This is a genomic window from uncultured Rothia sp., from assembly GCF_963544205.1.
Taxonomy (GTDB): domain Bacteria; phylum Actinomycetota; class Actinomycetes; order Actinomycetales; family Micrococcaceae; genus Rothia.
Genome location: NZ_CAUUDY010000001.1, coordinates 177297 through 199066, shown reverse-complemented (window position 1 = coordinate 199066; position 21770 = coordinate 177297). Strand labels below are relative to the sequence as shown.

Annotated in this window: 20 protein-coding genes; 12 read left to right on the top strand and 8 right to left on the bottom strand. The window is 61.2% G+C overall.

All coding sequences use genetic code 11. The features are described from left to right. The first annotated feature begins 131 nt into the window (after nt 1-131). The 3 genes from RWZ58_RS00750 to RWZ58_RS00740 all read left to right on the top strand — a co-directional run bounded on the left by RWZ58_RS00750 (nt 132) and on the right by RWZ58_RS00740 (nt 2129). Nucleotides 132-656 (top strand): NUDIX domain-containing protein, encoded by a 525-nt coding sequence (locus RWZ58_RS00750; protein ID WP_314656782.1) that lies wholly within the window; start codon nt 132-134, stop codon nt 654-656. 151 nt (nt 657-807) lie between these two features. Further along, nucleotides 808-1395 (top strand): TIGR00730 family Rossman fold protein, encoded by a 588-nt coding sequence (locus tag RWZ58_RS00745; protein ID WP_070616237.1) that lies wholly within the window; start codon nt 808-810, stop codon nt 1393-1395. Nucleotides 1396-1421: 26 nt separating this feature from the next. Further along, nucleotides 1422-2129, top strand: coding sequence for a pyroglutamyl-peptidase I (locus tag RWZ58_RS00740; protein ID WP_314656780.1), 708 nt, complete (start codon nt 1422-1424; stop codon nt 2127-2129). Nucleotides 2130-2271: 142 nt separating this feature from the next. Here RWZ58_RS00740 and pgi read toward each other — a convergent pair whose 3' ends face one another. Beyond that, the gene (gene pgi / locus RWZ58_RS00735; protein WP_314656778.1) at nt 2272-3948 is read right to left on the bottom strand and encodes a glucose-6-phosphate isomerase; all 1677 of its coding nucleotides are present in this window, start codon (nt 3946-3948) and stop codon (nt 2272-2274) included. Between the two features lie 129 nt (nt 3949-4077). Here pgi and nudC point away from each other — a divergent pair, with 129 nt between their 5' ends. From nudC to dapC, 5 genes are all read left to right on the top strand, one after another. Next, nucleotides 4078-5010 (top strand): NAD(+) diphosphatase, encoded by a 933-nt coding sequence (gene nudC / locus RWZ58_RS00730; RefSeq protein ID WP_314656776.1) that lies wholly within the window; start codon nt 4078-4080, stop codon nt 5008-5010. Between the two features lie 210 nt (nt 5011-5220). Continuing rightward, complete coding sequence (gene typA, locus RWZ58_RS00725; protein WP_314656773.1) at nt 5221-7134, top strand: translational GTPase TypA; 1914 nt, start codon at nt 5221-5223, stop codon at nt 7132-7134. A gap of 356 nt (nt 7135-7490) precedes the next feature. After that, nucleotides 7491-8840: a PIG-L family deacetylase gene (locus RWZ58_RS00720; RefSeq protein WP_314656771.1), complete on the top strand. Its 1350-nt coding sequence runs from the start codon at nt 7491-7493 to the stop codon at nt 8838-8840. Nucleotides 8841-9338: 498 nt separating this feature from the next. Beyond that, complete coding sequence (fdxA, locus tag RWZ58_RS00715; RefSeq protein WP_049354209.1) at nt 9339-9659, top strand: ferredoxin; 321 nt, start codon at nt 9339-9341, stop codon at nt 9657-9659. Nucleotides 9660-9852: 193 nt separating this feature from the next. Further along, a complete protein-coding gene (dapC, locus tag RWZ58_RS00710) occupies nt 9853-10992 on the top strand; it encodes a succinyldiaminopimelate transaminase (RefSeq protein WP_314656769.1) in 1140 nt (379 codons plus the stop codon). 119 nt (nt 10993-11111) lie between these two features. On the opposite strand, the gene RWZ58_RS00705 is transcribed toward dapC, so the two are convergent. The 7 genes from RWZ58_RS00705 to dapD all read right to left on the bottom strand — a co-directional run bounded on the left by RWZ58_RS00705 (nt 11112) and on the right by dapD (nt 18027). Continuing rightward, a complete protein-coding gene (locus RWZ58_RS00705) occupies nt 11112-12050 on the bottom strand; it encodes an amino acid ABC transporter permease (RefSeq protein WP_314656767.1) in 939 nt (312 codons plus the stop codon). After that, nucleotides 12047-12730, bottom strand: a complete 684-nt coding sequence (locus tag RWZ58_RS00700; protein ID WP_049327621.1) for an amino acid ABC transporter permease — start codon at nt 12728-12730, stop codon at nt 12047-12049. The genes RWZ58_RS00705 and RWZ58_RS00700 overlap by 4 nt, the downstream gene beginning before the upstream one ends. Before the next feature lie 20 nt (nt 12731-12750). After that, entirely contained in the window at nt 12751-13581 is an 831-nt protein-coding gene (locus RWZ58_RS00695) for a glutamate ABC transporter substrate-binding protein (RefSeq protein ID WP_005508488.1), read from the bottom strand. A gap of 15 nt (nt 13582-13596) precedes the next feature. After that, a complete protein-coding gene (locus tag RWZ58_RS00690; protein ID WP_294626995.1) occupies nt 13597-14361 on the bottom strand; it encodes an amino acid ABC transporter ATP-binding protein in 765 nt (254 codons plus the stop codon). A 375-nt stretch (nt 14362-14736) separates the two neighbouring features. Next, a complete protein-coding gene (galE, locus tag RWZ58_RS00685; RefSeq protein WP_314656765.1) occupies nt 14737-15750 on the bottom strand; it encodes a UDP-glucose 4-epimerase GalE in 1014 nt (337 codons plus the stop codon). Nucleotides 15751-15951: 201 nt separating this feature from the next. Continuing rightward, the gene (locus RWZ58_RS00680; protein WP_314656763.1) at nt 15952-16836 is read right to left on the bottom strand and encodes a DUF4253 domain-containing protein; all 885 of its coding nucleotides are present in this window, start codon (nt 16834-16836) and stop codon (nt 15952-15954) included. Nucleotides 16837-17061: 225 nt separating this feature from the next. After that, nucleotides 17062-18027 (bottom strand): 2,3,4,5-tetrahydropyridine-2,6-dicarboxylate N-succinyltransferase, encoded by a 966-nt coding sequence (gene dapD, locus RWZ58_RS00675; RefSeq protein WP_314656761.1) that lies wholly within the window; start codon nt 18025-18027, stop codon nt 17062-17064. Nucleotides 18028-18128: 101 nt separating this feature from the next. Between dapD and dapE the strand changes: the two genes are divergently transcribed. The 4 genes from dapE (at nt 18129) to RWZ58_RS00655 (ending at nt 21744) form a co-directional block, all read left to right on the top strand. After that, on the top strand, nt 18129-19307 hold the full coding sequence (gene dapE / locus RWZ58_RS00670; RefSeq protein WP_314656759.1) for a succinyl-diaminopimelate desuccinylase: 1179 nt from the start codon (nt 18129-18131) through the stop codon (nt 19305-19307). A gap of 106 nt (nt 19308-19413) precedes the next feature. After that, nucleotides 19414-19821: a taurine ABC transporter substrate-binding protein gene (locus RWZ58_RS00665; RefSeq protein ID WP_314656758.1), complete on the top strand. Its 408-nt coding sequence runs from the start codon at nt 19414-19416 to the stop codon at nt 19819-19821. Between the two features lie 5 nt (nt 19822-19826). Beyond that, nucleotides 19827-21173, top strand: a complete 1347-nt coding sequence (locus RWZ58_RS00660; protein WP_314656756.1) for a hypothetical protein — start codon at nt 19827-19829, stop codon at nt 21171-21173. A 193-nt stretch (nt 21174-21366) separates the two neighbouring features. Further along, nucleotides 21367-21744 (top strand): twin-arginine translocase TatA/TatE family subunit, encoded by a 378-nt coding sequence (locus RWZ58_RS00655; RefSeq protein WP_070541572.1) that lies wholly within the window; start codon nt 21367-21369, stop codon nt 21742-21744. Nucleotides 21745-21770 lie beyond the last annotated feature (26 nt).

Genomic DNA, 21770 nt, shown 5'->3' with positions numbered 1-21770 from the left:
TGAACCGGACATAACATAACTCGCCGAAATATTACGTAAAACCAACGCCTACAGGGCGCACAATAGGGCGGAATAATAAGACAAATACGCGTTGCGCCGGGTGGAGGACACGGAAATGCTAGGGTAGAAAGATGCCCACGCAGAAGAACCCGCAGAACCGAGTAGAAGCAGCCCAACCCACCGAGCACAGCGCTACTGAACACAGCGCCATCGACAGCACGCACCGCGTCGTGAACGTGTGCGCTGTAGCAATCCGTAACCGGGACGGGCTCGTACTCACCGTGCGTAAGCAGGGCAGCGACGGGTTCATGATGCCCGGCGGCAAACCCGAACCGGGGGAGACCCCGATACAGACCGCCTGCCGCGAAGCGAACGAAGAAATCGGGCTCACCCCCGACCCCGCCCGGATGTACCACCGCGGACTCCTGGAGGCGGCGGCACTGAACGAGGCAGGCTTTACGGTACGCGCCGAAACCTACGAATACGCACCCACCGACGAACAGCACGAGCTATTGGCTTCTCTGGTGCCGCAGGCAGAAATCGCTGAGCTGCGCTGGGTCAACCCCGCCATGAGCTGCCCCTCCGATTCTGCATCGCAGGCACCGCTGAATATCGAGCAGATTTTCCCGCTGCTGGCACGCACCCCGCTACCGTAACCCCCGCCCCTGACGCGCCCCCTGAACCGGCGGGTGGCACACATGAGGTACACAGGTGCATCCGGTACCCTCAACACAGCAACATCTATCGCGGGTAGAACGCATAGAGGCGCTCCACCCCGGAACCCCCCCATACACCCCAAGGAGAACCATGAAGAAGACTGACTACAACCTCGCCGTCTACTGCGGTGCACGCTCCGGCAACGACCCGCTCTTCACCACCCGCGCCCAGGAGCTCGGAACCCTCTGCGCCCAGAACAATATTGGCGTGGTGTACGGAGGTGGCCGCACCGGCCTCATGGGCACCGTCGCGGGCGCAACCCTGGACGCCGGCGGCGTGGTCTACGGCGTGGTCACCCACAAGCTGGTCGGACTGGAGGGCGTGTACCCCGGCCAGACCACCCTCGACATTGTGGACACCATGCACCAGCGCAAAATCGCCATGATTGAGAAGGCTGACGCGTTCGTCGCCATGCCCGGCGGCCCCGGCACCCTCGAAGAGTTCTTTGAAGTTTTCAGCTGGCAGTTCCTCGATATTCACTCCAAGCCGGTCGCCCTGCTGAACGTCAACGGCTACTGGGACAAGCTCATCGACGCGATGCACTACATGGCGTCCACCGGCCTGCTCAACGAACGCTACCTAGACGAGCTCATCATCGTCACCACCCCCGAAGAGCTACTGGAGGCGCTCGCCAAGGACCTAGAGCGCCGCGCCGCCGAAAAGAACACTGCTGAATAAAACTAACGCAGAAAACGAGATTGACTATGGCAACCACCCCCAACCAGGCACGCACTCTGCTGCTGACCTTCTTCGGCCCGTTCCCCGGCGTGCCCGTGAACCCCACCGTAGCGCTCGCCGAAGGCGCTCAGCGTCTGCTGACCCGGATGCGCCCGGATTTGAACGTCATCACCCGCGAGCTGCCCGTCAGCTACGACGGTTCCAGCACCGCCCTGCGCACTGCCCTGCAGGATGTGCAGCCCGATGCGCTCATCAGCCTGGGCGTGGCGGTTGGCCGCGACGTGGTCAGCCTCGAACAGGTCGCCATCAACCTGGACTCCGCCGGTATTGAAGATAACGACGGCGACCAGCGCTGCGATGAGCCGATTGCTCCGGGCGGCCAGGAGGCGTACTTCTCCTCCCTGCCGGTGCGCGCGAGCTTTGAGCGTCTGCGTGCGGCGGGGGAGCCGGTCGAGATTTCGTACACCGCCGGAACCTACGTGTGCAACCACGTGTTTTATGAGGGCCAGCGCATCAGCCGCGAGCTGGGGCTGAGCATCCCCGCAGGGTTTGTGCACGTGCCAGCCACCCGCTCCGACGGGGAACCGCTCGAAGACTCCGACACCGAGCTAACGGCCCACCGCGAGGCAGGGGGAGTCGTACGCGATCAGCGGGGTGTGCCGACCCTACCCGAGGGCACCGTGGTGCGCATTATCGCCGAGATCGCCTCCGACACCCTGCCCGCGCTGGACTAGCGGCACTGAGCCAGCTAGAACCCGTATAACTAGAACCCATATAGCAAAACCGCCGGATAGCCTCCCGACTTGGGAGCCTATCCGGCGGTTTGTGCATCCTACACCTGCAGGCTATAAAACCCGCGGGCGTAGGTCTGAGCTACTACTTGGTGCGGTTCTTCAGGTAGTAGTCAATCAGCGAAGCGGTCGAAGAATCCTGGCGCTCCAGAACCTCGCGGTCACCCTCAATAGCGGGAACCAGGTCCAGAGCCAGCTTCTTACCGAGCTCAACACCCCACTGGTCGAAGGAGTCAATACCCCAAACAACACCCTGAACGAAGGTGATGTGCTCGTACAGGGCAATCAGAGAGCCCAGAACGCGCGGGGTCAGGCGCGGCGCCATGATGGAGGTGGAGGGGCGGTTACCGCTGAAGATACGTGCGTTGACCACGTGCTCTGCGGTGCCCTCTGCACGGACCTCTTCCTCGGTCTTGCCGAAGGCGAGAGCCTGAGACTGTGCGAAGAAGTTAGCAAGGAACAGTTCGTGAACGTCCTGCTCGCCGTCCTTGGTCGGGTGGACCGGGTTAGCGAATGCCAGGAAGTCCGCGGGGATCAGGCGGGTGCCCTGGTGGATCAGCTGGTAGAAAGCGTGCTGGCCGTTGGTGCCGGGCTCGCCCCAGAAGACTTCACCGGTTGCGTAGTTGACGAAGGAGCCGTCTGCGCGAACGGACTTGCCGTTGGACTCCATGGTCAGCTGCTGCAGGTATGCGGGGAAGCGGTGCAGGTACTGGTCGTAGGGCAGAACCGCGTGGGTCTCAGCACCCAGGAAGTTCACGTTCCAGATGTTCAGCAGACCCATCAGAACGGGCACGTTCTGAGCCAGGGGAGCGGTGCGGAAGTGCTCATCCATTGCGTGGAAGCCGGCGAGGAATTCAGCGAAAACCTTCGGGCCGAAAACAATAGCCAGGGAGGTGCCGATTGCGGAGTCTACGGAGTAGCGGCCGCCAACCCAGTCCCAGAAGCCGAAAGCGTTCTCGGGGTCAATGCCGAATGCTGCAACCTTGTCGAGTGCGGTGGAGACAGCCACGAAGTGCTTAGCCACAGCCTCGGACGCTTCCTTACCTTCCAGCGCGCCAGCCTTACGCAGGGAGGAGAGCAGCCACTCGCGTGCAACGCGTGCGTTGGTCAGGGTCTCCAGGGTGCCGAAGGTCTTGGATGCGACGATGAACAGGGTGGTCTCGGGGTCCAGGTCGGAGACCTTCTCAGCCACGTCGGTCGGGTCAATGTTGGAGATGAAGCGTGCGGTGATGCCTGCATCAGCGTAGGGCTTGAGAGCCTCGTACACCATGACCGGGCCCAGATCGGAGCCACCAATACCGATGTTCACCACGGTCTCGATGCGCTTGCCGGTCACGCCGGTCCACTCGCCGTTGCGCACGCGCTCAGCGAATGCGTAAATCTTCTTCAGAACGGCGTGAACGTCTGCGTCTACGTCCTGGCCGTCAACGGTCAGTGCGGGGGTGTAACCCTCGGGGCGGCGCAGTGCGGTGTGCAGCACGGCGCGGTCCTCGGTGACGTTAATGTGCTCACCGGAGAACATAGCCTCGCGAGCCTGCTCCAGCTTGACCTCTTCAGCGAGCTTGACCAGCAGCTCGACGGTCTCGGGGGTAATCAGGTTCTTGGACAGGTCGACGTGCAGTTCGTCGGCGGTGAAGCTGAGCTTCTGCGCGCGTTCCGGGTCAGCGGCAAACCATTCGCGCAGGTTCGGAGTGAGGGACTTGTGGTGAGCGGACAGAGCAGACCACGCGGAGGTGGTCGTAGGGTCAATAGAAGTAGTCATGTTTCCATTCTCTTATTTTCGGGTGTCTATGTCACCTCTTTCGAGAGTGATATGGGACGATACGGCGAAAAAATCGAAACCTGGCACGCTGTTGTGGGCCTTGCAACATCAAGATGTAGAGTAAAACCTATGACTTCTTCACCTGAACACACGCCCGCTGATACTCACTCACTGCGCTACCTGCTCATCTCCCGTGAAGGGGAAACCCTCCTCAACGATGACGGAACCCTGCACTACCTGACCGGTAAGGATGCTGTCGAGCCGCTGACCGAAGAGGCGGTCCTTGCGCGCAGTGTAATTCGCCCCGCCGCCTACGGTGCTGACGCCCAGAAGAATAGTGAGGCAGAGGTGCACGTGCTCTACTGTGAGGATGAAACCCTCGTGCAGGTCGCCGCCGACCTGAACAACCCTCGGGTGCGCGCCTCCACCAGTGGTTTCCGCTACTACCCGGTCCACGATGACCCGGAAGGTCGCGCCCACTACGCCACCGCCCTGGCACGCCGCGACTATCTCATCGACATGCGCTACTCCGCCTACAGTGGCGAGGAGGCGCCCCTCGGCTCCAAGGGAATCCGCCGCACCGCCTCCGGCGAGCTGGTGTTCCCCCGCATTGAACCCGCCGTGATGGCGCTGGTGACCAGCCGCGACGGCGAGCGCGTGCTGCTGGCGAATAACCGCCAGTGGCACCCCAACCGCTTCGCCCTTATCGCCGGTTTCGTTGACCCCGGCGAAAACCTTGAAGAGGCGATTGCTCGCGAAGTTTACGAAGAGACCGGTCTGCACACCCTGAGCACCGAATACCGTATGAGTGATGTGTGGCCTTTCCCGCGCTCGCTCATGATTTGCTACCGGGCGCGTGTGGATGAGAACGAACCCATCATCCATCACGACGGTGAGATTCGTGCCGCACGCTGGTTTACCGCCGCTGAGCTGCGTGAGGCGATTGCTATTTCAGAGGAGCGCGGTAACAGCGACGAGGACGACCCCGCCAAGCTGGAGTTGCCCGGCACGAACGCTGTTGCCCGCCGCATGATTGATGAGTGGCTCGCAGAAAAGCCCTAGTGATACACTGGTAGCTAAGCCCAACGGAGGGGGGTCCGTTTTGGCGTGCCCGGAAACGTTCTCATCGCAGAGCGGGCCCACTGGCATACACTCAAACCGGCAAACACCCCCAGATAACCTATCTAAGGTACTGCCCCGTGACCCCCCGCGCCTTCTAGAGCGCACCCGCTGGCAAGACTATCCCCTAGATTTAAGCGAGAAACTTAACGCATGTCTGAAAACACCGCTTCGCGCCCCGACCTTCGCAATGTGGCCATCGTGGCACACGTTGACCACGGCAAGACCACCATCGTCGACGCGATGCTGCAGCAGACCCACGCCTTCTCTGCCCACGCAGATGTTGAAGACCGAGTCATGGACTCCGGCGACCTCGAAAAGGAAAAGGGCATCACCATTCTGGCGAAGAACACCACCGTGTTCTACAACGGCCCTTCCGCCAACGGTGAGACCATCACCATTAACGTTATTGACACCCCCGGCCACGCCGACTTCGGTGGCGAGGTGGAGCGCGGCCTGTCCATGGTTGACGGCGTTGTGCTGCTCGTGGACGCATCCGAAGGCCCGCTGCCCCAGACCCGCTTCGTGCTGCGTAAGGCACTGGCTGCTAAGCTGCCCGTGATCCTCGTGGTGAACAAGGTTGACCGCCCCGACTCCCGTATCGACGAGGTCGTTGGCGAGTCCATGGACCTGCTGCTCGGCCTGGCATCTGACCTGGCGGACGAAGTTCCGGACCTGGACCTGGACGCTGTGCTGAACGTTCCGGTGGTGTACGCATCCGGTAAGGCTGGCGCTGCATCCCTGAACCAGCCCGCAGACGGCCAGCTGCCCGACAACGACGACCTTGAGCCGCTGTTCAAGACCATCATCGAGCACGTGCCCGCCCCCACCTACGACCCCAACGAGGTTCTGCAGGCACACGTGACCAACCTGGACTCCTCCCCGTTCCTGGGTCGTCTGGCACTGGTCCGTATCTTCAACGGCACCCTGAAGAAGGGTCAGACCGTTGCGTGGGCACGTCACGACGGTGAAATCAAGAACGTCCGCATCTCCGAGCTGCTGGCTACCAAGGCTCTCGAGCGTGTACCCGCAGAGTCCGCTGGCCCCGGCGAAATCGTCGCAGTGGCTGGTATCGAGGACATCACCATTGGTGAAACCCTCACCGACGCTGAGAACCCCAAGCCCCTGCCGCTGATCAAGGTGGACGATCCCGCGATCTCCATGACCATCGGTATTAACACCTCCCCGCTGGCTGGCCGCGTCAAGGGCGCAAAGGTCACCGCACGTCAGGTGAAGGACCGCCTGGACCGCGAGCTGATCGGTAACGTGTCCATCAAGGTTCTGCCCACCCAGCGTCCGGATGCGTGGGAAGTTCAGGGTCGTGGCGAGCTCGCCCTGGCTATCCTCGTGGAGCAGATGCGCCGCGAAGGCTTCGAGCTGACCGTGGGTAAGCCCCAGGTGGTTACCAAGACCATCGACGGCAAGGTCTACGAGCCCATGGAGCACATGATCATTGACGTGCCCGAGGAGCACCTGGGCGCTGTCACCCAGCTGATGGCTGCACGTAAGGGCCGCATGGAGAACATGTCGAACCACGGTACCGGTTGGGTCCGTATGGAGTTCGCTGTTCCCGCACGTGGTCTGATTGGTTTCCGTACTCAGTTCCTGACTGAGACTCGCGGTGCCGGTATTTCTTCCTCGTACTCGATTGAGCACGAGCCCTGGGCTGGCGAGATTGAGTACCGCACCAACGGTTCGCTGATTGCTGACCGTGCCGGCGTGGTGACCCCCTACGCGATGATTAACCTGCAGGAGCGCGGCACCTTCTTCGTGGAGCCTACCTCTGAGGTGTACGAGGGCATGATCGTTGGTATGAACTCCCGTGCAGACGACATGGAAGTTAACATCACCAAGGAAAAGAAGCTGACCAACATGCGTTCTTCGACCGCGGACAACTTCGAGAACCTGACCCCGCCGAAGAAGCTGACCCTGGAAGAGTCCCTCGAGTTTGCTCGTGAAGACGAGTGTGTTGAGGTGACCCCCGAGGCGATTCGTATTCGTAAGGTCATCCTGGATTCCAACGAGCGTGTCCGCGAGTTCCGCCGCCGCGCCCGCGCTAACGACTAATACAGTCGACTAATACAGCGCCGACGACTATGAGCGCGTCAGCGACTCACCTGCTGTAGCGGGTGCTGTCGTTGTCCCAGCGCCGCCGCTGCCTTCTGAAGAGGAGGTAGCGGCGGTTCTGTTTAACCGCCCCGATTCGTTCGGGAACTAGCGGCGGGGTGGCGGGAGAGAAAACGAGGGCGGGGTGCTTTGGCTGGTGGCTCAGAAACGCCTTCGAAAAGCCTGAACACCCCGCGCCATGCGGGTGAGTGTGTAAGATAAAATAATGCGCCCGAGGCGGTGGCACCTACCCGCCACCCCGTACGGCGCTGTTGACTGTCCAAGAAGCCCGACCCTGCGTATGAGAGGGAAAGCCTGTGTCTGAAACCGAGAACACTCAGCCTGATTCTGCGACCCCCAGCTACCCCACGCAGGGTGAGCGCATCGCCCCCGGCTCGCGCCGTGACCTGCTGCCGAATAACTACGATGCGAAGAAGGCTCGCATCCTGTTTGTGCATGCACACCCGGACGACGAAACCTCCTCGACCGGCTCGACCATGGCGTACTATGCGCAGAAGGGCGCGGAGGTGTACCTGCTGACCGCTACCCGCGGTGAGTTGGGCGAGGTCATCCCCGAGGAGCTACACCACCTGGAGGTCGGTAAGCCCGGCTGCCGTGATAATGGTGAGGCGCTGGGCGAGTACCGTACCGGTGAGCTTGCCGGCGCTATCAAGGCGCTGGGTGTGAAGAAGCAGTTCTTCCTGGGTCAGGAGCCCGCCGTTGCCGAGGGGACGCTGCCCCTGTACCGTGACTCCGGCATGGCGTGGGGTCCGGAGGGTAAGCCCGTAGCCAACCCGGTGGCGGCGGCTGATTCGTTGACCGCGCAGCCTCTGGAACCGCAGGCTCAGGCGTTGGTGGCGGCTATCCGCGCCCTCAACCCGGATGTTCTGGTCACCTATGACGCTGACGGCGGCTACGGCCACCCCGACCACGTGCGCGTGTACGAGATTGTGCACCGCGCCCTGCAGATTCTTGACGACGATGATGACCGCCCGATTCTCACCTGGGGTATCGAGGGCGAGTTTGATACGGCTGATCAGCGCGTGCAGGCGGCTATCTACGGTGACGGAACCGCCAAGCGTAAGGCGATGGAGGCGCACCGCACCCAGATTACGGTGGTGGACGAGAAGACTTTCGAGTACTCGAACAAGGTGCCGCAGAAGATTTCTGCCGTGGAGACCTTCCGCGTGCTCGACGGCGACCCGACCGCGACCGTGCATCCGAAGCCGCAGGAGGCGGGTCTGGTGGCGGGCGTTCTGACCGGCTCGATTCTGGGTATTTTCGCCGGTATCGCCGGTTCAATTTACCACGCCTGGGTCGTGTATGCGGGGGATACCGCCCTGCCGCTGGGCTTGCTGGTGGCGTACCTGACGGTTTTCTTTACCGCCCTGTGGTGTGCCCTGTCGTTGCGCCGCGGCTACGCGGCGGCTGTCGTGGCTGTTGCAGTGTTCGTGACCGTGTACGTGCTCGGTTATGGTCGCCCCGATTCGCCGTTCGTGCTGGTGAACCCGAGCCATTCGGCGATTGGCTTCTACGGTGCCCTGTGGTGGTTTGGTGCCCCGGTTGCGGCGATGCTGGGCATGCTCGTGTACACGCGCGCTCGCGTGAAGGACGCGCAGTATTTCTCGCCGCGTGCGGCGCATCAGCGTGCGCGCGCTAAGAAGTAGTCTGAAGCCATCACTACGTCATAGCCTAAGGGGAGGGGCGTTCCGGTGTGCCGGGGCGCCCCTCCTGCCGTTTTGGGCGCTGTGCTGCTACTGCCTTCTACGCCCGCCGGATAGAAGCTCGGATAGAGGAGAATAGGAAAGAAAATGTATGCGTTATTCGGTGAATTTTACGGGGTGGAAATAGTGGCGACTTCATCAAAAAATTCATGTGACGAAGATTTCATTTTTGGCTTAATCTATTTTTAAAAGCCAGCCGACTAGTCGTAACGCAAAGAAATGCCAGGTCAGCCTAGCCTAAAAAATACCCCCACAAACCCATGAGCGCGTTGTCTGATACACCACGAAAATACGGTTAAACAGCCGGTGCGCGATAGACTATACACAGACTTCCCCGCCGGGTACCAACCACTCGGCGGTTTACTCTGTAGATTCTGCCCTGCAGCAGACGACCCGCAGAACGGCGGGCACGGGGCGAACAGCTTGTAGAAAGGCACACCAATGACCTACGTAATCGCGCTTCCCTGCGTGGATGTCAAAGACCGCGCATGCGTTGAAGAATGCCCCGTCGACTGCATCTACGAAGGCGAACGCACCCTGTACATCCACCCGGATGAATGCGTGGACTGCGGCGCCTGCGAGCCCGTCTGCCCCGTAGAAGCAATCTACTACGAAGATGACGTCCCCGAAGAGTGGACCGAATACGTCAGCGCCAACGCAGACTTCTTCGACGACCTGGGTTCCCCCGGTGGCGCAGCAAAGCTCGGCCCCACCGGCAAGGACGTGCCCTTCATCGCGGCACTGCCCCCGCGCGGCGAGTAAACCCTGCGGCGAATAATAGCGACAACCGCATAGACTGACCGCACCCGCTAACGGGTGCCAAGAGCCTCCATCACAGCACCCGGTGCCCACGCACCGTCTAGGCGCTGGAATGGAGGCTCTTGCTGTAGGCACACCAGCGCACGGACGCTAGACTAAAATGACGAAAACTATTCCCAAGCAACCAGGTGACACAATGACTTACGGCCTGAACCTGCCCGAATACCCCTGGGAGGCGCTCGCCCCCTACCGCGCAACCGCGGCCGCCCACCCGGACGGCCCGGTGGACCTGTCCATCGGCACCCCGGTTGACCCGACCCCGCAGAACATTCGCGAGGCGCTGGCGGCTGCCTCTGACGCTCCCGGCTACCCGACCACCCACGGCACCCCCGCCCTGCGTGAGGCTATCGCCGAGTGGTTTGAGCGCCGACGCGGCGTGAAGGGCCTGAGCCCGGACGCGATCATGCCCACAGTTGGTTCGAAGGAACTCGTGGCGTGGCTGCCGTTCCTGCTGGGTCTGGGCCCGGGCGATGTGGTCGTGTACCCGCGCGTTGCGTACCCCACCTACGATATGGGTGCCCGCTTTGCCCGCGCCGAGTCTGTGCCCGCCGACAGCCTGGACGAGCTGGACGCTGACACCCGCAGCCGCGTGAAGCTGATTTGGGTGAACTCCCCGGCGAACCCGAACGGTGTGGTGCGTACCGTGGAGCAGCTGCGTGAGATTGTGGCGCAGGCGCGTGAAATCGGTGCCGTGGTGGCATCTGACGAGTGCTACGCGGAGCTCGGTTGGGGCGCCTGGGATGAGGCGCGCGGCGGCCAGCCGGTGCCGTCCATCCTGGATCCTCGCGTGTGTGACGGCGACTTCACCGGCCTGTTTGCCGTGTATTCGCTGTCGAAGCAGTCGAACCTCGCCGGTTACCGTGCCGCGTTCATTGCCGGCGCCCCCGAGCTGATGCCGAACCTGATTAATAGCCGTAAGCACGCCGGCATGATTGTGCCCGCCCCGGTGCAGGCCGCCATGATGGTGGCGCTGGCTGATGAGGCGCACGTGGCGGCGCAGAAGGACCTGTACCGTGCCCGCCGCGAGGTACTGCAGGAGGCGATTGCCGCCGCCGGTGGCCGCATCGAGAATTCTGAGGCTGGCCTGTACCTGTGGACCACTTTCGGTGAGTCCACTTGGGATTCGATTGGTCGCCTGGCGGAGCTGGGTATTATTGCTGGCCCCGGCGTGTTCTACGGCGAGGACGGCGAAGGCTACGTGCGCATCGCTCTGACCGCTTCCGATGAGGCGGTGGCGAAGGCTGCTGAGCGCCTGAAGGCATCTGCATCTAAGTAGTCCCGACGGGTCTAACTAGCCCGCATAGCAGAAAGCCCCCGTACCCTCCCGAAAGGGGAGTGCGGGGGCTTTGCCGTATCTGCTGATAATCGTTGGCTGAGGAGCCCGAACGAGAAGGGTTACTTGCGGTCGCCGGGCAGAACGAACATCTGAACGGTCGGCGGGTTCGGGTTATCCAGAGCGTCCGGAATCAGGTTTCGGGTCACCTTTGCGGAGGTGCGCGACGCCAGCCTGTCCGTAATGCCGGTTGCTACAGCCGTCAGCACGAAGTTCACCGTCACGAAGAGTGCCGCCGCCAGAATCAGGGTCTGCAGCACGTTGCCGTCACCGGAACCGATGCGGCGCGCCGAAGCGAGCAGCTCGGGGTAGGAGATGATGTAACCGAGGGCGGTGTCCTTCAGAATCACAACGAACTGGCTGAGCATCGAGGGCATCATCGCGGTGAACGCCTGCGGAAGCAGGATCCGAATCAGCGTCTGGGTCGGGGTCAGACCAATCGCAAGACCCGCCTCGCCCTGACCCCGAGGAAGTTGCTTCACACCCGAACGCAGTAGCTCAGCAATCACCGAGCCGTTGTACAGGGTCAGACCAACCACCACGGCGATGAAGGGCAGCTGAGCCGGCGGAAGGCCGCTGTACTTGCCCAAGAACAGCCAGAAGAAGATCATCATGATCAGCACCGGCACGGCGCGGAAGAACTCCACCACCACGGTGCCGAACCAGCGGATAACGCGGTACTGGGAGAGTCGAGCAATACCGAAGACCACACCGAACGCAACCGAGGTAACCACCGAAACCGCTGCCGCCGACAGGGTCGAGGCGAGGCCCGGCAGGTAGTAGGAGCTCCAGGCGCGGGCGGTGAACAGGTCAGTCCACTTTTCTGCCTCCAGCTGCCCCTTCTGACCCATCACGGTCAGCACATACACCGCAAATAGTGCAAAAAGGACTACCGCAGCAATGTTGAAGATGCGGATACGACGCTGCGCGATAGGACCCGGCTCGTCGAAAAGCACCGAAGAAGCGGCGCGGGTGTCATTACTGATAAAAGGGTTTTTCATCGCTTTACCGCCAGCTTACGGGATGACCAGGTGGTCAACGCACCAATGGGAACAACAATGATGACGAAGCCCATCGCAAACATGATGAAGATAGCAAGCACCATGTTCGCGTCGAACTCAATCATGGATTTCATCAGCCCGGAGGCCTCCGCCACCGACGCGACCGAGGCGACAGTGCTGTTCTTCGTCAACGCAATCAGAGTATTGCCGAGCGGGGTAATGGCGCCGCGTAGAGCCTGAGGGAAAATCACCAGGCGGGCGGTGTCGAAGAAACCCAGACCGATAGCGCGTGCCGCCTCAGCCTGACCCTTCGGCACGGTGTTCACACCCGAACGGATCGCCTCGCAGATAAACGCCGAATGGTAAATCGACAGGGCAATGACCGCGTACACGAAGAAGTTCGTGTCGAAATCGTGCGAGAAGGAGAGCTGGAACTGCGTCCACACACCCAAAATGGCGAAAGTCATCATGATGGTGAGCGGAGTATTACGGACAGTATGCACATAGGCGGTGCCCACCCAGCGCAGGGACGGGACGGGGCTGATGCGCATGAGCGCCAGCACGGTACCGAGAACGAACGAGCCAAGAGCTGCCCAGAAGGTCAGCTGAATATTGGTCATGAAGGCGCCAACCACATCGTACTTGGACAGGAGGGTGCCGAGTTGGTCAAAGAATGACATTCGTGAACCTCTCTAGAGGCCTAGGCGCAGGAGGTGCCCAGGTGCGGCGGGTTGGTTTCGGTGTTGTAGTGGTAGCCGGTGCCTTCGGTGTACTTGGTGATGAGCTTCTCCCAGGTACCGTCGGCAACCATCTCGTTGATGGCGTTGTTCACGGCTTCGCACTTGTCGGTGCCCTTGGGCAGACCCACGCCGTAGCGTTCGGTCGTGAAGGGGGAGCCGACCACTTTCAGCTTGCCCTTGTTCGCTTTGGTGGCTGCCAGACCGGCGAGGGTAATGTCGTCGGTGGTGACGGCGTCCACCACGCCGCCGTTGAGGGCGACCACGCAGTCGGAGTAGCTGTTCTGCTTGACCAGGTTCACGTTCTTGGCGAACTTGTCCTGCACCTTCTGGGCGCTGGTGGAGCCGGTGACGGAGCAGAGGTTCTTGCCGTTGAGGTCGTCCGGTCCCTTGATGTCGGTGTTGTCGGCACGCACGAGCAGGTCCTGACCTGCGGTGTAGTAGGGGCCTGCGAAGTCCACGGTCTTCTTGCGGCTTTCAGAGATGGAGTAGGTCGCAAAAATCATGTCTACCTGGCCGGTGTTGAGCATGTTTTCGCGGTTAGCGGCGGGGGATTCTACGAACTCAATCTGCTCTTCGGAGTATCCGAGCTTGCCGGCGACGTAGCGTGCCACCTCCACGTCGAAACCGGTGTAGGTGTTGCCGTCCTGGTAGCCGAGGCCGGGCTGGTCTACTTTGATGCCGATGCGGATCTTATGGTCGCTGTCTGCGCTGGAGCAACCGGCGAGGACGCCGGTCAGAGCGAGGGATGCTGCTGCGGCGAGTGCCGCGAGCCTACGTGAATATTTTTGCATGTCGGTCCCTCCGCTTTAGTGGTTGATGATCTTGGAGAGGAAGTCCTTAGCGCGCTCGCTCTTCGGGTTGGTGAAGAACTCGTCCGGGTGCGCCTCTTCGACGATCTCGCCGTCGGCAAGGAAGACGATGCGGTCAGCTGCCTTGCGGGCAAAACCCATTTCGTGGGTTACCACGATCATGGTCATGCCTTCTCTTGCGAGGGAGACCATGGTGTCGAGCACTTCGTTGACCATTTCGGGGTCGAGTGCGCTGGTGGGTTCGTCAAAGAGCATGACTTTGGGCTTCATGGCGAGGGCGCGGGCGATGGCGACGCGCTGCTGCTGACCGCCGGAAAGTTCAGCGGGCATCTTGTGCACCTGGGAATCCACGCCGACCTTTGCGAGTAGGTTCATGGCTTCTGCTTCTGCCTCTGACTTGGACATTTTGCGGATTCGGCGGGGCCCAAGGGTTACGTTATCGAGGATGTTCTTGTGCGCGAAGAGGTTGTATGACTGGAAGACCATGCCGACTTCGGCGCGGAGCTTGGCGAGGGCGCGGCCTTCTTCGGGTAGTTCTTGTCCGTCAATGGTGATGGATCCGCTGGTGATAGTTTCGAGGCGGTTGATGGTTCGGCAGAGGGTGGATTTGCCGGACCCGGAGGGGCCGAGGAGGACGACGACCTCACCTTTTCCCACGGAAAGATTGATGTTCTTCAGAACGTGGTTGGTGCCGTAGTACTTGTTGACGTCGGCGATTTCGATGAGGTTTTTCTGCGCTTCGGGAGCTGCCTGTGCGGACATGATGAACCCTTTCACGTGAGGTGCGTCTATGATGCGGGTTGTCTGTATGCTGAGTTTTCAGCTTACGCCTCATGCGGTTTCCTGTCTGCAAAATATTCACTTTACTGTGTAAGCAATGTGAATTTTTAAGCATGAATGCATAGTTATAGTATTTTTGACGCAAAAATATGGGTAAAAAACACCCCATCTTCACAAAAGGCTCTGACTAGGGAATATATTCTTCCCTTTCTCTACGCACTCACGAGGTGTCAACTGCCTTTGGGGAGGTAGTCACGACTTGGTAAAAATTTCGAAAAAAGCGCAGAAAAGTGCCCGATAGGTGAGATAACACCTATCGGGCACTCTTCAACACCCCTCACACGGGGCTAAAACAGCTTAAGATTCGTAACCGTTGGGGTTGTTCTTTTGCCAGTTCCAGTGGTCGCGAACCATGGTCTTGATGTCGCGGCTAGCGCTCCAGCCCAGATCCGCCAGAGCAGAGGAAGGATCAGCGTAAGAGACCGCAACGTCACCGGGGCGACGATCCACAATCTTGTACGGCAGCTCCTTACCGCACGCCTCCTCGAACGCGTGCAGAACCTGCAGAACCGAGTAGCCGTTACCGGTACCCAGGTTCCAAGTGTGCAGACCGCCGTGCTGGGTAATGTAATCCAGCGCCTTCAGGTGGCCGTCAGCCAGGTCAACCACGTGGATGTAGTCACGCACGCCGGTACCGTCAACGGTCGGGTAGTCGTTACCGAACACGTTCAGGTGCTCGCGGCGACCCACAGCAACCTGCGCGATGAAGGGCACCAGGTTGTTCGGGATGCCCGCCGGGTCCTCACCGATACGGCCGGACTCGTGCGCACCAACGGGGTTGAAGTAACGCAGCAGAGCAATGTTCCACTTGGAATCGGACGCAGCCAGGTCAACGAGCATGTCCTCGATGTGCTCCTTGGTGCGGCCGTAGCAGGACTGCGCATCCATGTTCATCTTCTCAATCAGAGGCATGGACTCGGGCTCACCGTACACGGTAGCGGAGGAGGAGAACACGATGGAGTGGCAGTCAGCCTCGTCCATTGCGTACAGCAGGTTCAGGGTGCCAGCCACGTTGGTCTGGTAGTACCACAGCGGCTTCTCTGCGGACTCGCCCACAGCCTTCAGGCCCGCAAAGTGAATCACAGCGTCGGGGCGAACCTGCTTGAAGAGAGCCTTCATGCCTTCGAGGTCGAGCAGGTCAACCTTGTGGAACTCGGGGGCGCGGCCTGCGAGTTCAGCGACGCGCTTGAGGGACTCTTCGGAAGAGTTTGCGAGGTTGTCCATCACCACGACCTCGTGGCCTGCCTTGAGCAGTTCAAGTACAGTGTGGGAACCGATGTAGCCGGCGCCGCCGGTAACGAGTACCTTCATGATGTCCTTTCGGGCTTTATATATCCGGAAAAAGTGCTCCGGATGGGGGACAAAAGCTGTTGAGCTGTATCTAATGGTACAGCCGCGAATAGGGTGTAAGTACCTTCAGACACTGTGCGCTTGTGCACTCTGGTGTGAGCAAGTGAGAGGCGTTATTTAGGTGTGTCGCCACTCGCCCCCACCTAGCTTTATAACCCGCAGCTAATCCCACCAGAAATACCACTGGCGGCTCTGGTGAATAAACTCCGCCAGCTGCTCAACATCTTCAAACACCTGGAACGGAAGATCAGAACAAAACGCGAACTGCTCGACCGCCAGATTCTTCGCCTCGACCGGGTCGGTGACGGGGCGCTCTACCAGAAACTCCAGGCAGTCAGCACCGTCAAGAGCCGCCGGGATGGCACCGTACTTTTCACGCCAGTAGTGGGTGAACGCCAGCTGCGTTTCAGCGTCCGGGCAGTCATTCCAGCCGCCGAAGGGCAGGTACGCGGGGATATTGGCGGGGTCATCGGTCGGAATCTGTAGCAGGAGCATCTCGCCTTTATCCTCCTCATCCACAAGCTCATAGCGGAGCAGAGCACAAAGGCACGGGGCGTCAGCTTCGGGCTCTTCATTGGGCAGAAAATCGGAGCTCATAAACTCGCCCATAAGTTTGTTGAGGTTGAAGTCGTCCGGGTCGTCTTCGTTAGCCTCTTCGCCGTCGTCCATAACCCGGCGCAGCTGCCGGGCAATGGCGGTGCTGCCGTGTTCTTCGGCGGAGGCGCCACCCCGGGCGGTACGGTAACGCCCCAGAACGGCACGAGTGTAGGCGCTCACCTGCTCGGGGGTCAGAGTCTCAACATCGTCAATGATGTCGTGCTCAAGGGACACCGCAATGACCATGCTCTCAAGCACCGTGTCGTTCAGATTCAGGAAGAAGGGGACAAACCCCTCCGCGCGCCCCAACTCAGCCAGCTCATCGTAACGAGCCATGGCATCAGCTGCCGGGGTACCCGCCGGAATACGTTCGTGCGGGTAGGGGAAGAGGCGCGTAAAGTGCCGGTAGGTTTCGCTCATCGTCGACTCTGACTTAGCTGATTCGGGCATCTGAATTCCTCTCTGAACTGTGCGGGTGGTCAGTCATGGCGGGGCGGTGTGCCCGGTACTACCAGCCTAACGAAAGCTCGAGTAGTCCGCCCTGAAAATGGTCATTGTAGCCCTCGTGGATTTGCACCCAGCTTATGAGAGCCGCACAGAGGAAGCAAGGGCATAGAAAAGGGGCCGGGATGCTTCACACATCCCGACCCCTATAGCTCGCAAGGGCAACCAGCACTAGTTCAGGTGCAGCGCCTCGTTCAGCTCCACGGTGTTCTTCGCACGCGGCAGAACCTCAATCGCACCGCTCAGCGAATTACGGCGGAACAGCAGGTTCGACACTCCGGACAGCTCCGCAGCCTTCACCACTCGCGCCTCCTGACCGGGCAGCAGAACGCTCACACGCGAACCGGCGGTCACGTACAGGCCCGCCTCAACCACGCAGTCATCGCCCAGAGCAATACCGATACCGGACTCCGCGCCCAGCAGGGAACGCTCACCAATGGACACACGCTTCTTGCCGCCGCCGGAGAGAGTACCCATCGTGGAGGCACCGCCACCCACATCCGAGCCGTCGCCCACCACAACACCCTGAGAAATACGGCCCTCAACCATGGAGGTGCCCAGGGTACCGGCGTTGAAGTTCACGAAGCCCTCATGCATCACGGTGGTGCCGGACGCCAGGTGCGCGCCCAGGCGCAGACGGTCGCCGTCACCAATACGCACGCCGGCGGGAACCACGTAATCCACCAGGCGCGGGAACTTATCAATGTGGCTCACGCTCAGGTGACCCAGCTTGCGCAGACCAATCGCGAGCTTCTGGAATTCGGCGGCAAGCACCGGGCCGTGGTTGGTCCACGCCACGTTCGCGAGGGTGCCGAACAGGCCGTCCAGGTTCAGCTCGTTGGGGCGAACCAGGGTGTGGGAGAGCAGGTGCAGACGCAGGTACGCGTCGAGTGCGTCTTCGGGTGCCTCATCCAGGTTGATGGAAACGGTGCGCACCTCGGTGCGGGCATTGCGCGCCGGGTGCTCAGCGGCCAGTTCCTCCAGCTCGTCCGCGATGGACAGGTCGGGGGTCTGGGTCAGGGAGGGGGCGGGGAACCAAGCATCCAGAACGGTGCCGGCGTGCTCGCCGGAGACAACAACATTGACCAGTGCGACGCCGGAGGCGTAACGGGGAGTGTTTTCAGACATGCCTTCCATTATAGTTTTGGGGCTTGGAACCCCTTCAAGACCGTCTCATATGCTCGATATGGGCGTTGTGTGCGCGGGTATGCGCGCGGGGGAACCTGTAAGGTGGAAGGATGAGCGTTTCCCCGAATACTTCTGATCGTCACCCGGTCCCGGCGCCGCCCCTGAACTTGGACGTGTCTATGCCCGAGCTAACGCGTGCCCTGCTGGATTTCGAGTCGGTTTCTGGTAACGAACGAGCGATTGCTGACGCCGTGCACACGGCGCTGTCGTTCTGCCCGCACCTGCACCTGACCCGTGACGGGGACGCCATTATTGCCCGCACCGAATTCCCGCCTCTGCCCGGCGCTGAGGGGGAGCGTACCCGCATTATTCTTGCCGGTCACCTGGACACCGTGCCCCTGCCCACCGTCGAGGGTTCCCTCGGCACCGTGCCGGCCACCGTTCGCGAGGAAGACGGCGAGTACGTGCTCTACGGACGCGGCGCGACCGATATGAAGGGTGGCGTGGCCGTCCAGCTGAAGCTTGCCGCCGAGCTGACCGCGCGGGACACCGACTACAACCTGACCTACATCTTCTACGACCACGAGGAGGTCGCTAGCGAGCTTTCCGGCCTGGCGCGCCTGATTCGCAACCACGGGGAGCTCATCACCGACGCCAACTTCGGCGTACTGCTCGAACCGACCAACGGCACGATTGAGGGCGGCTGCAACGGCACCATGCGTTTCTTCGTGCGCACCCGCGGCCTGGCCGCCCACTCGGGCCGGGCCTGGCGCGGCGAGAACGCAATCCACGCCCTGGCACCGGCGTTGGCGGCGCTCGCCTCCTATGAACCGAAGACCATCGCGGTGGAGGGCCTGGACTATCGTGAGGGCCTGAACGCGGTGCAGATTTCTGGTGGCGTTGCAGGTAACGTGATTCCCGATGCGGCGGCAATGCATGTGAACTACCGATTCGCGCCCGACAAGACCCTGGACGAGGCTATCGCCCACGTGCGTGAGGTTTTCTCCGGTTACGAGCTGGACTTTGTGGATCTTTCCCCGGCGGCTCGCCCCGGCCTGGACACTCCGCTGGCGGCATCCCTGATTGAGGCGGTGGGCGAAGAGCCCCAGCCCAAGTACGGTTGGACGGATGTGGCGCGCCTGAGCGAGATTGGTATTCCCGCCGTGAACTTCGGTCCCGGTGACGCCCTGCTGGCGCACACCGATAATGAGCACGTGAGCTTTAGCCAGCTGACCCGCTGCCACGCGGATTTGCGCGCCTGGCTGCTCAGCGACCGCGACGAGGACTAACTGCAACGCTGACTAGCCGCGGTGCTGATTCTGTCGGTGCTACTCTGACTAGTTGAATCTAGGTGACCGCCACTGACGTGATGGTCCTAAATGATGTGAGAACAACATGAACTTTCTTCTGATTCTGATTGCCCTGCTGATCTCGGGCATTGCGGTGCTCGCCGTTGTGGCGCTCGGTGGTGAGCGTGCCGTGCCCGGTGCCGCGTTCTTTAGCGGCGTGGGCCGTGACGGCCTGGGCACCTTTGACCGCGTGGAGGATTTGGGCTTCCTCGCTGCTCTCTTGGATGCTCCTGAGGGTGAAAAGGCACCCGAGAATGCACCCTCCGCTGAGGTCTCTTCTGCCGCTTCGACCGCAGAATCCGCTGATGCCAGCGTGGTTGCCGCTGAGCCGGTTCGCCGCGGTGCGGTTCCCCTGTCTGATGAGTCGGAGTCCACTCTGAGCGCTCACGAGTTCGTGGAGAAGCGTAAGAGCCCGCAGGCTGAGGGTGCGTCTTCGGCGGCTGAGGGGAACTAGCGCCTGTGAGTGTTTCGCCTGAACGTAATAGTGCTTCCCCCGCGCAGGATGCCGCTACCCCCGCCTCCGGCAAGGAGCAGAGCGAGTCTTTTGATGAGCTCCTGACCTGGGCGTACACTGCCGCCGGTGAGCGCCTGCACCGTGTGGGGGAGCGTCTGCGTGCCCTGCCCGCGTGGCTGTCGGTGCTGCTGATTTACGGTCTGTCCCGCGTGTGGGGCTTCATCGTTTTTGCCGTGGTCGGTCAGCAGCAGTTGCGCAGCCCCTGGGGTCAGCATCTGGACTACCTGTCGTTCATTAGCATCTGGGATGCCGGCTGGTATGAGCAGATTGCGGTACAGGGCTACCCGAGTGAGCTGCCGGTGAATGCGGCGGGTGTGGTGCAGCAGAATCAGTGGGCGTTTTACCCGATTTTTCCGCAGCTTTCCGGTGCTATTAGCCACGCGACGGGCATCGACTACTACCCGGTGGCGGCGACGGTTGCTCTGCTTGCCGGTTTCGCAGCGGCGTGGGTGATTTACCTGCTGTTTGAGGCGTCGTTGAAGGCGACCGGTTTCAAGAGTGAGGAGTCGCCTTCTGCGCTGTCCATGTGGGCTGTGGCGCTGGTGTCGTTCTTGCCGGTGGCGCCGGTGCTTCAGGTGCCGTACGCGGAGTCGTTGAACCTGGTGTTCCTTGCCGGTGCGCTGCTGTGCCTGGTGCAGGGACGCTACGGCCTGCTGGTTCCTGTGGCGGCGTTGGCGTGCCTGTCCCGCCCGGTGGGTGTGCCCCTGGGGGCGGCTGCTGGCCTGTGGTGGTTTGCATGCTGGGTGCGTTCGAGCCGCCAGTCCGGTATCGGCGCGGCGTTTGTGCGTCATCTGGGGCAGCTGGTGAGCGCCCTGGTGGTGTGTGCGTGTGCGCTGGTGTGGCCTGCGATTGCGTGGTGGGCTACGGGCCGTGTGGATGCGTACACCGCCACGGAGACGGCGTGGCGCGGTACGCATTTGGCGCCGATTCAGCCGTGGCTTTCGCAGGGTTACCTGTACTTTGGGTATGCGGCTCCGGTGCTGCTGACTCTGCTGATTTTGGGCTTTATTGCTCTGTGTTTGAGCCCGCTGGCACGTAGGGTTTTGGCGGCTCCGCTAAACCTGTGGTGTCTGAGCTATTTTGCGTATTTGATTCTGTTTTTGAATCCGCAGTCGTCGACGTTCCGCTTGCTGTTGCCGTTGTTCCCGCTGGTGATTGTGGTGGCGGCGGCGAGCCGTTCGCGGGCGTATCGTTGGGCGCTGTTGGTGGCGGGTGCGTGTGCGCAGTGGGGCTGGGTTGGCTGGCTGTGGCATTGGAAGCAGCTCCCCGGCGGCGGAGATTACCCGCCGTAAACCGCTGATTCTTTCCAACGGGCGCTTGAGACCGCCGGTGAGCTGCCGGCGGTCTTGTGGGTTCTTAGCCGTGAGCGCAATGCCCCTCCGTAGCGCGGTAGCGTACGCCTTCTGCTTGTCCAGAGCTTAAAGACACGTCCAGAAAGCGCCGCGGGTTCGGCGGTGCTGGCTCGGAACTGATAATCTATATTCTGTGTTTGGTATTAGTGGCACCGAGTTTATTATTTTGGCCATCATCACGTTCGTGGTGATTGGTCCCGAACGCATGCCCGAATACGCCCGACAGATTCGTGAATTCGTCAAGACTGTGCGCCGCATGGCGTTCGACGCGAAGGACGACTTCAAGGAGGCCCTGGGCGAGACGGGTCTGGAAGATATTAACTGGCGCCAGTACGACCCCCGCCAGTACGATCCGCGCGTGATTGTGAAGCAGGCATTCGCTGAGGATGACGCTGAGCGTGAGCGTGAGGCGAGGGAACGTGAAGAGGCGCTGCTGAAGGAGAAGGAGAAGGCTGAGAGCCGTGCTCTTCCGCGAGGCGCATACGCCCCCTTCGACGTGGACGCCACCTAAGATTTTGAAACGAAAGAACCCCGCAC

What these genes read in the sequence shown, in the direction of transcription:
- RWZ58_RS00750 (WP_314656782.1), top strand. Translation starts at nt 132, where the DNA reads ATGCCCACGCAGAAGAACCCGCAGAACCGAGTAGAAGCAGCCCAACCC.
- RWZ58_RS00745 (WP_070616237.1), top strand. Translation starts at nt 808, where the DNA reads ATGAAGAAGACTGACTACAACCTCGCCGTCTACTGCGGTGCACGCTCC.
- RWZ58_RS00740 (WP_314656780.1), top strand. Translation starts at nt 1,422, where the DNA reads ATGGCAACCACCCCCAACCAGGCACGCACTCTGCTGCTGACCTTCTTC.
- pgi (WP_314656778.1), bottom strand. Translation starts at nt 3,948, where the DNA reads ATGACTACTTCTATTGACCCTACGACCACCTCCGCGTGGTCTGCTCTG.
- nudC (WP_314656776.1), top strand. Translation starts at nt 4,078, where the DNA reads ATGACTTCTTCACCTGAACACACGCCCGCTGATACTCACTCACTGCGC.
- typA (WP_314656773.1), top strand. Translation starts at nt 5,221, where the DNA reads ATGTCTGAAAACACCGCTTCGCGCCCCGACCTTCGCAATGTGGCCATC.
- fdxA (WP_049354209.1), top strand. Translation starts at nt 9,339, where the DNA reads ATGACCTACGTAATCGCGCTTCCCTGCGTGGATGTCAAAGACCGCGCA.
- dapC (WP_314656769.1), top strand. Translation starts at nt 9,853, where the DNA reads ATGACTTACGGCCTGAACCTGCCCGAATACCCCTGGGAGGCGCTCGCC.
- RWZ58_RS00705 (WP_314656767.1), bottom strand. Translation starts at nt 12,050, where the DNA reads ATGAAAAACCCTTTTATCAGTAATGACACCCGCGCCGCTTCTTCGGTG.
- RWZ58_RS00700 (WP_049327621.1), bottom strand. Translation starts at nt 12,730, where the DNA reads ATGTCATTCTTTGACCAACTCGGCACCCTCCTGTCCAAGTACGATGTG.
- RWZ58_RS00695 (WP_005508488.1), bottom strand. Translation starts at nt 13,581, where the DNA reads ATGCAAAAATATTCACGTAGGCTCGCGGCACTCGCCGCAGCAGCATCC.
- RWZ58_RS00690 (WP_294626995.1), bottom strand. Translation starts at nt 14,361, where the DNA reads ATGTCCGCACAGGCAGCTCCCGAAGCGCAGAAAAACCTCATCGAAATC.
- galE (WP_314656765.1), bottom strand. Translation starts at nt 15,750, where the DNA reads ATGAAGGTACTCGTTACCGGCGGCGCCGGCTACATCGGTTCCCACACT.
- RWZ58_RS00680 (WP_314656763.1), bottom strand. Translation starts at nt 16,836, where the DNA reads ATGCCCGAATCAGCTAAGTCAGAGTCGACGATGAGCGAAACCTACCGG.
- dapD (WP_314656761.1), bottom strand. Translation starts at nt 18,027, where the DNA reads ATGGAAGGCATGTCTGAAAACACTCCCCGTTACGCCTCCGGCGTCGCA.
- dapE (WP_314656759.1), top strand. Translation starts at nt 18,129, where the DNA reads ATGAGCGTTTCCCCGAATACTTCTGATCGTCACCCGGTCCCGGCGCCG.
- RWZ58_RS00665 (WP_314656758.1), top strand. Translation starts at nt 19,414, where the DNA reads ATGAACTTTCTTCTGATTCTGATTGCCCTGCTGATCTCGGGCATTGCG.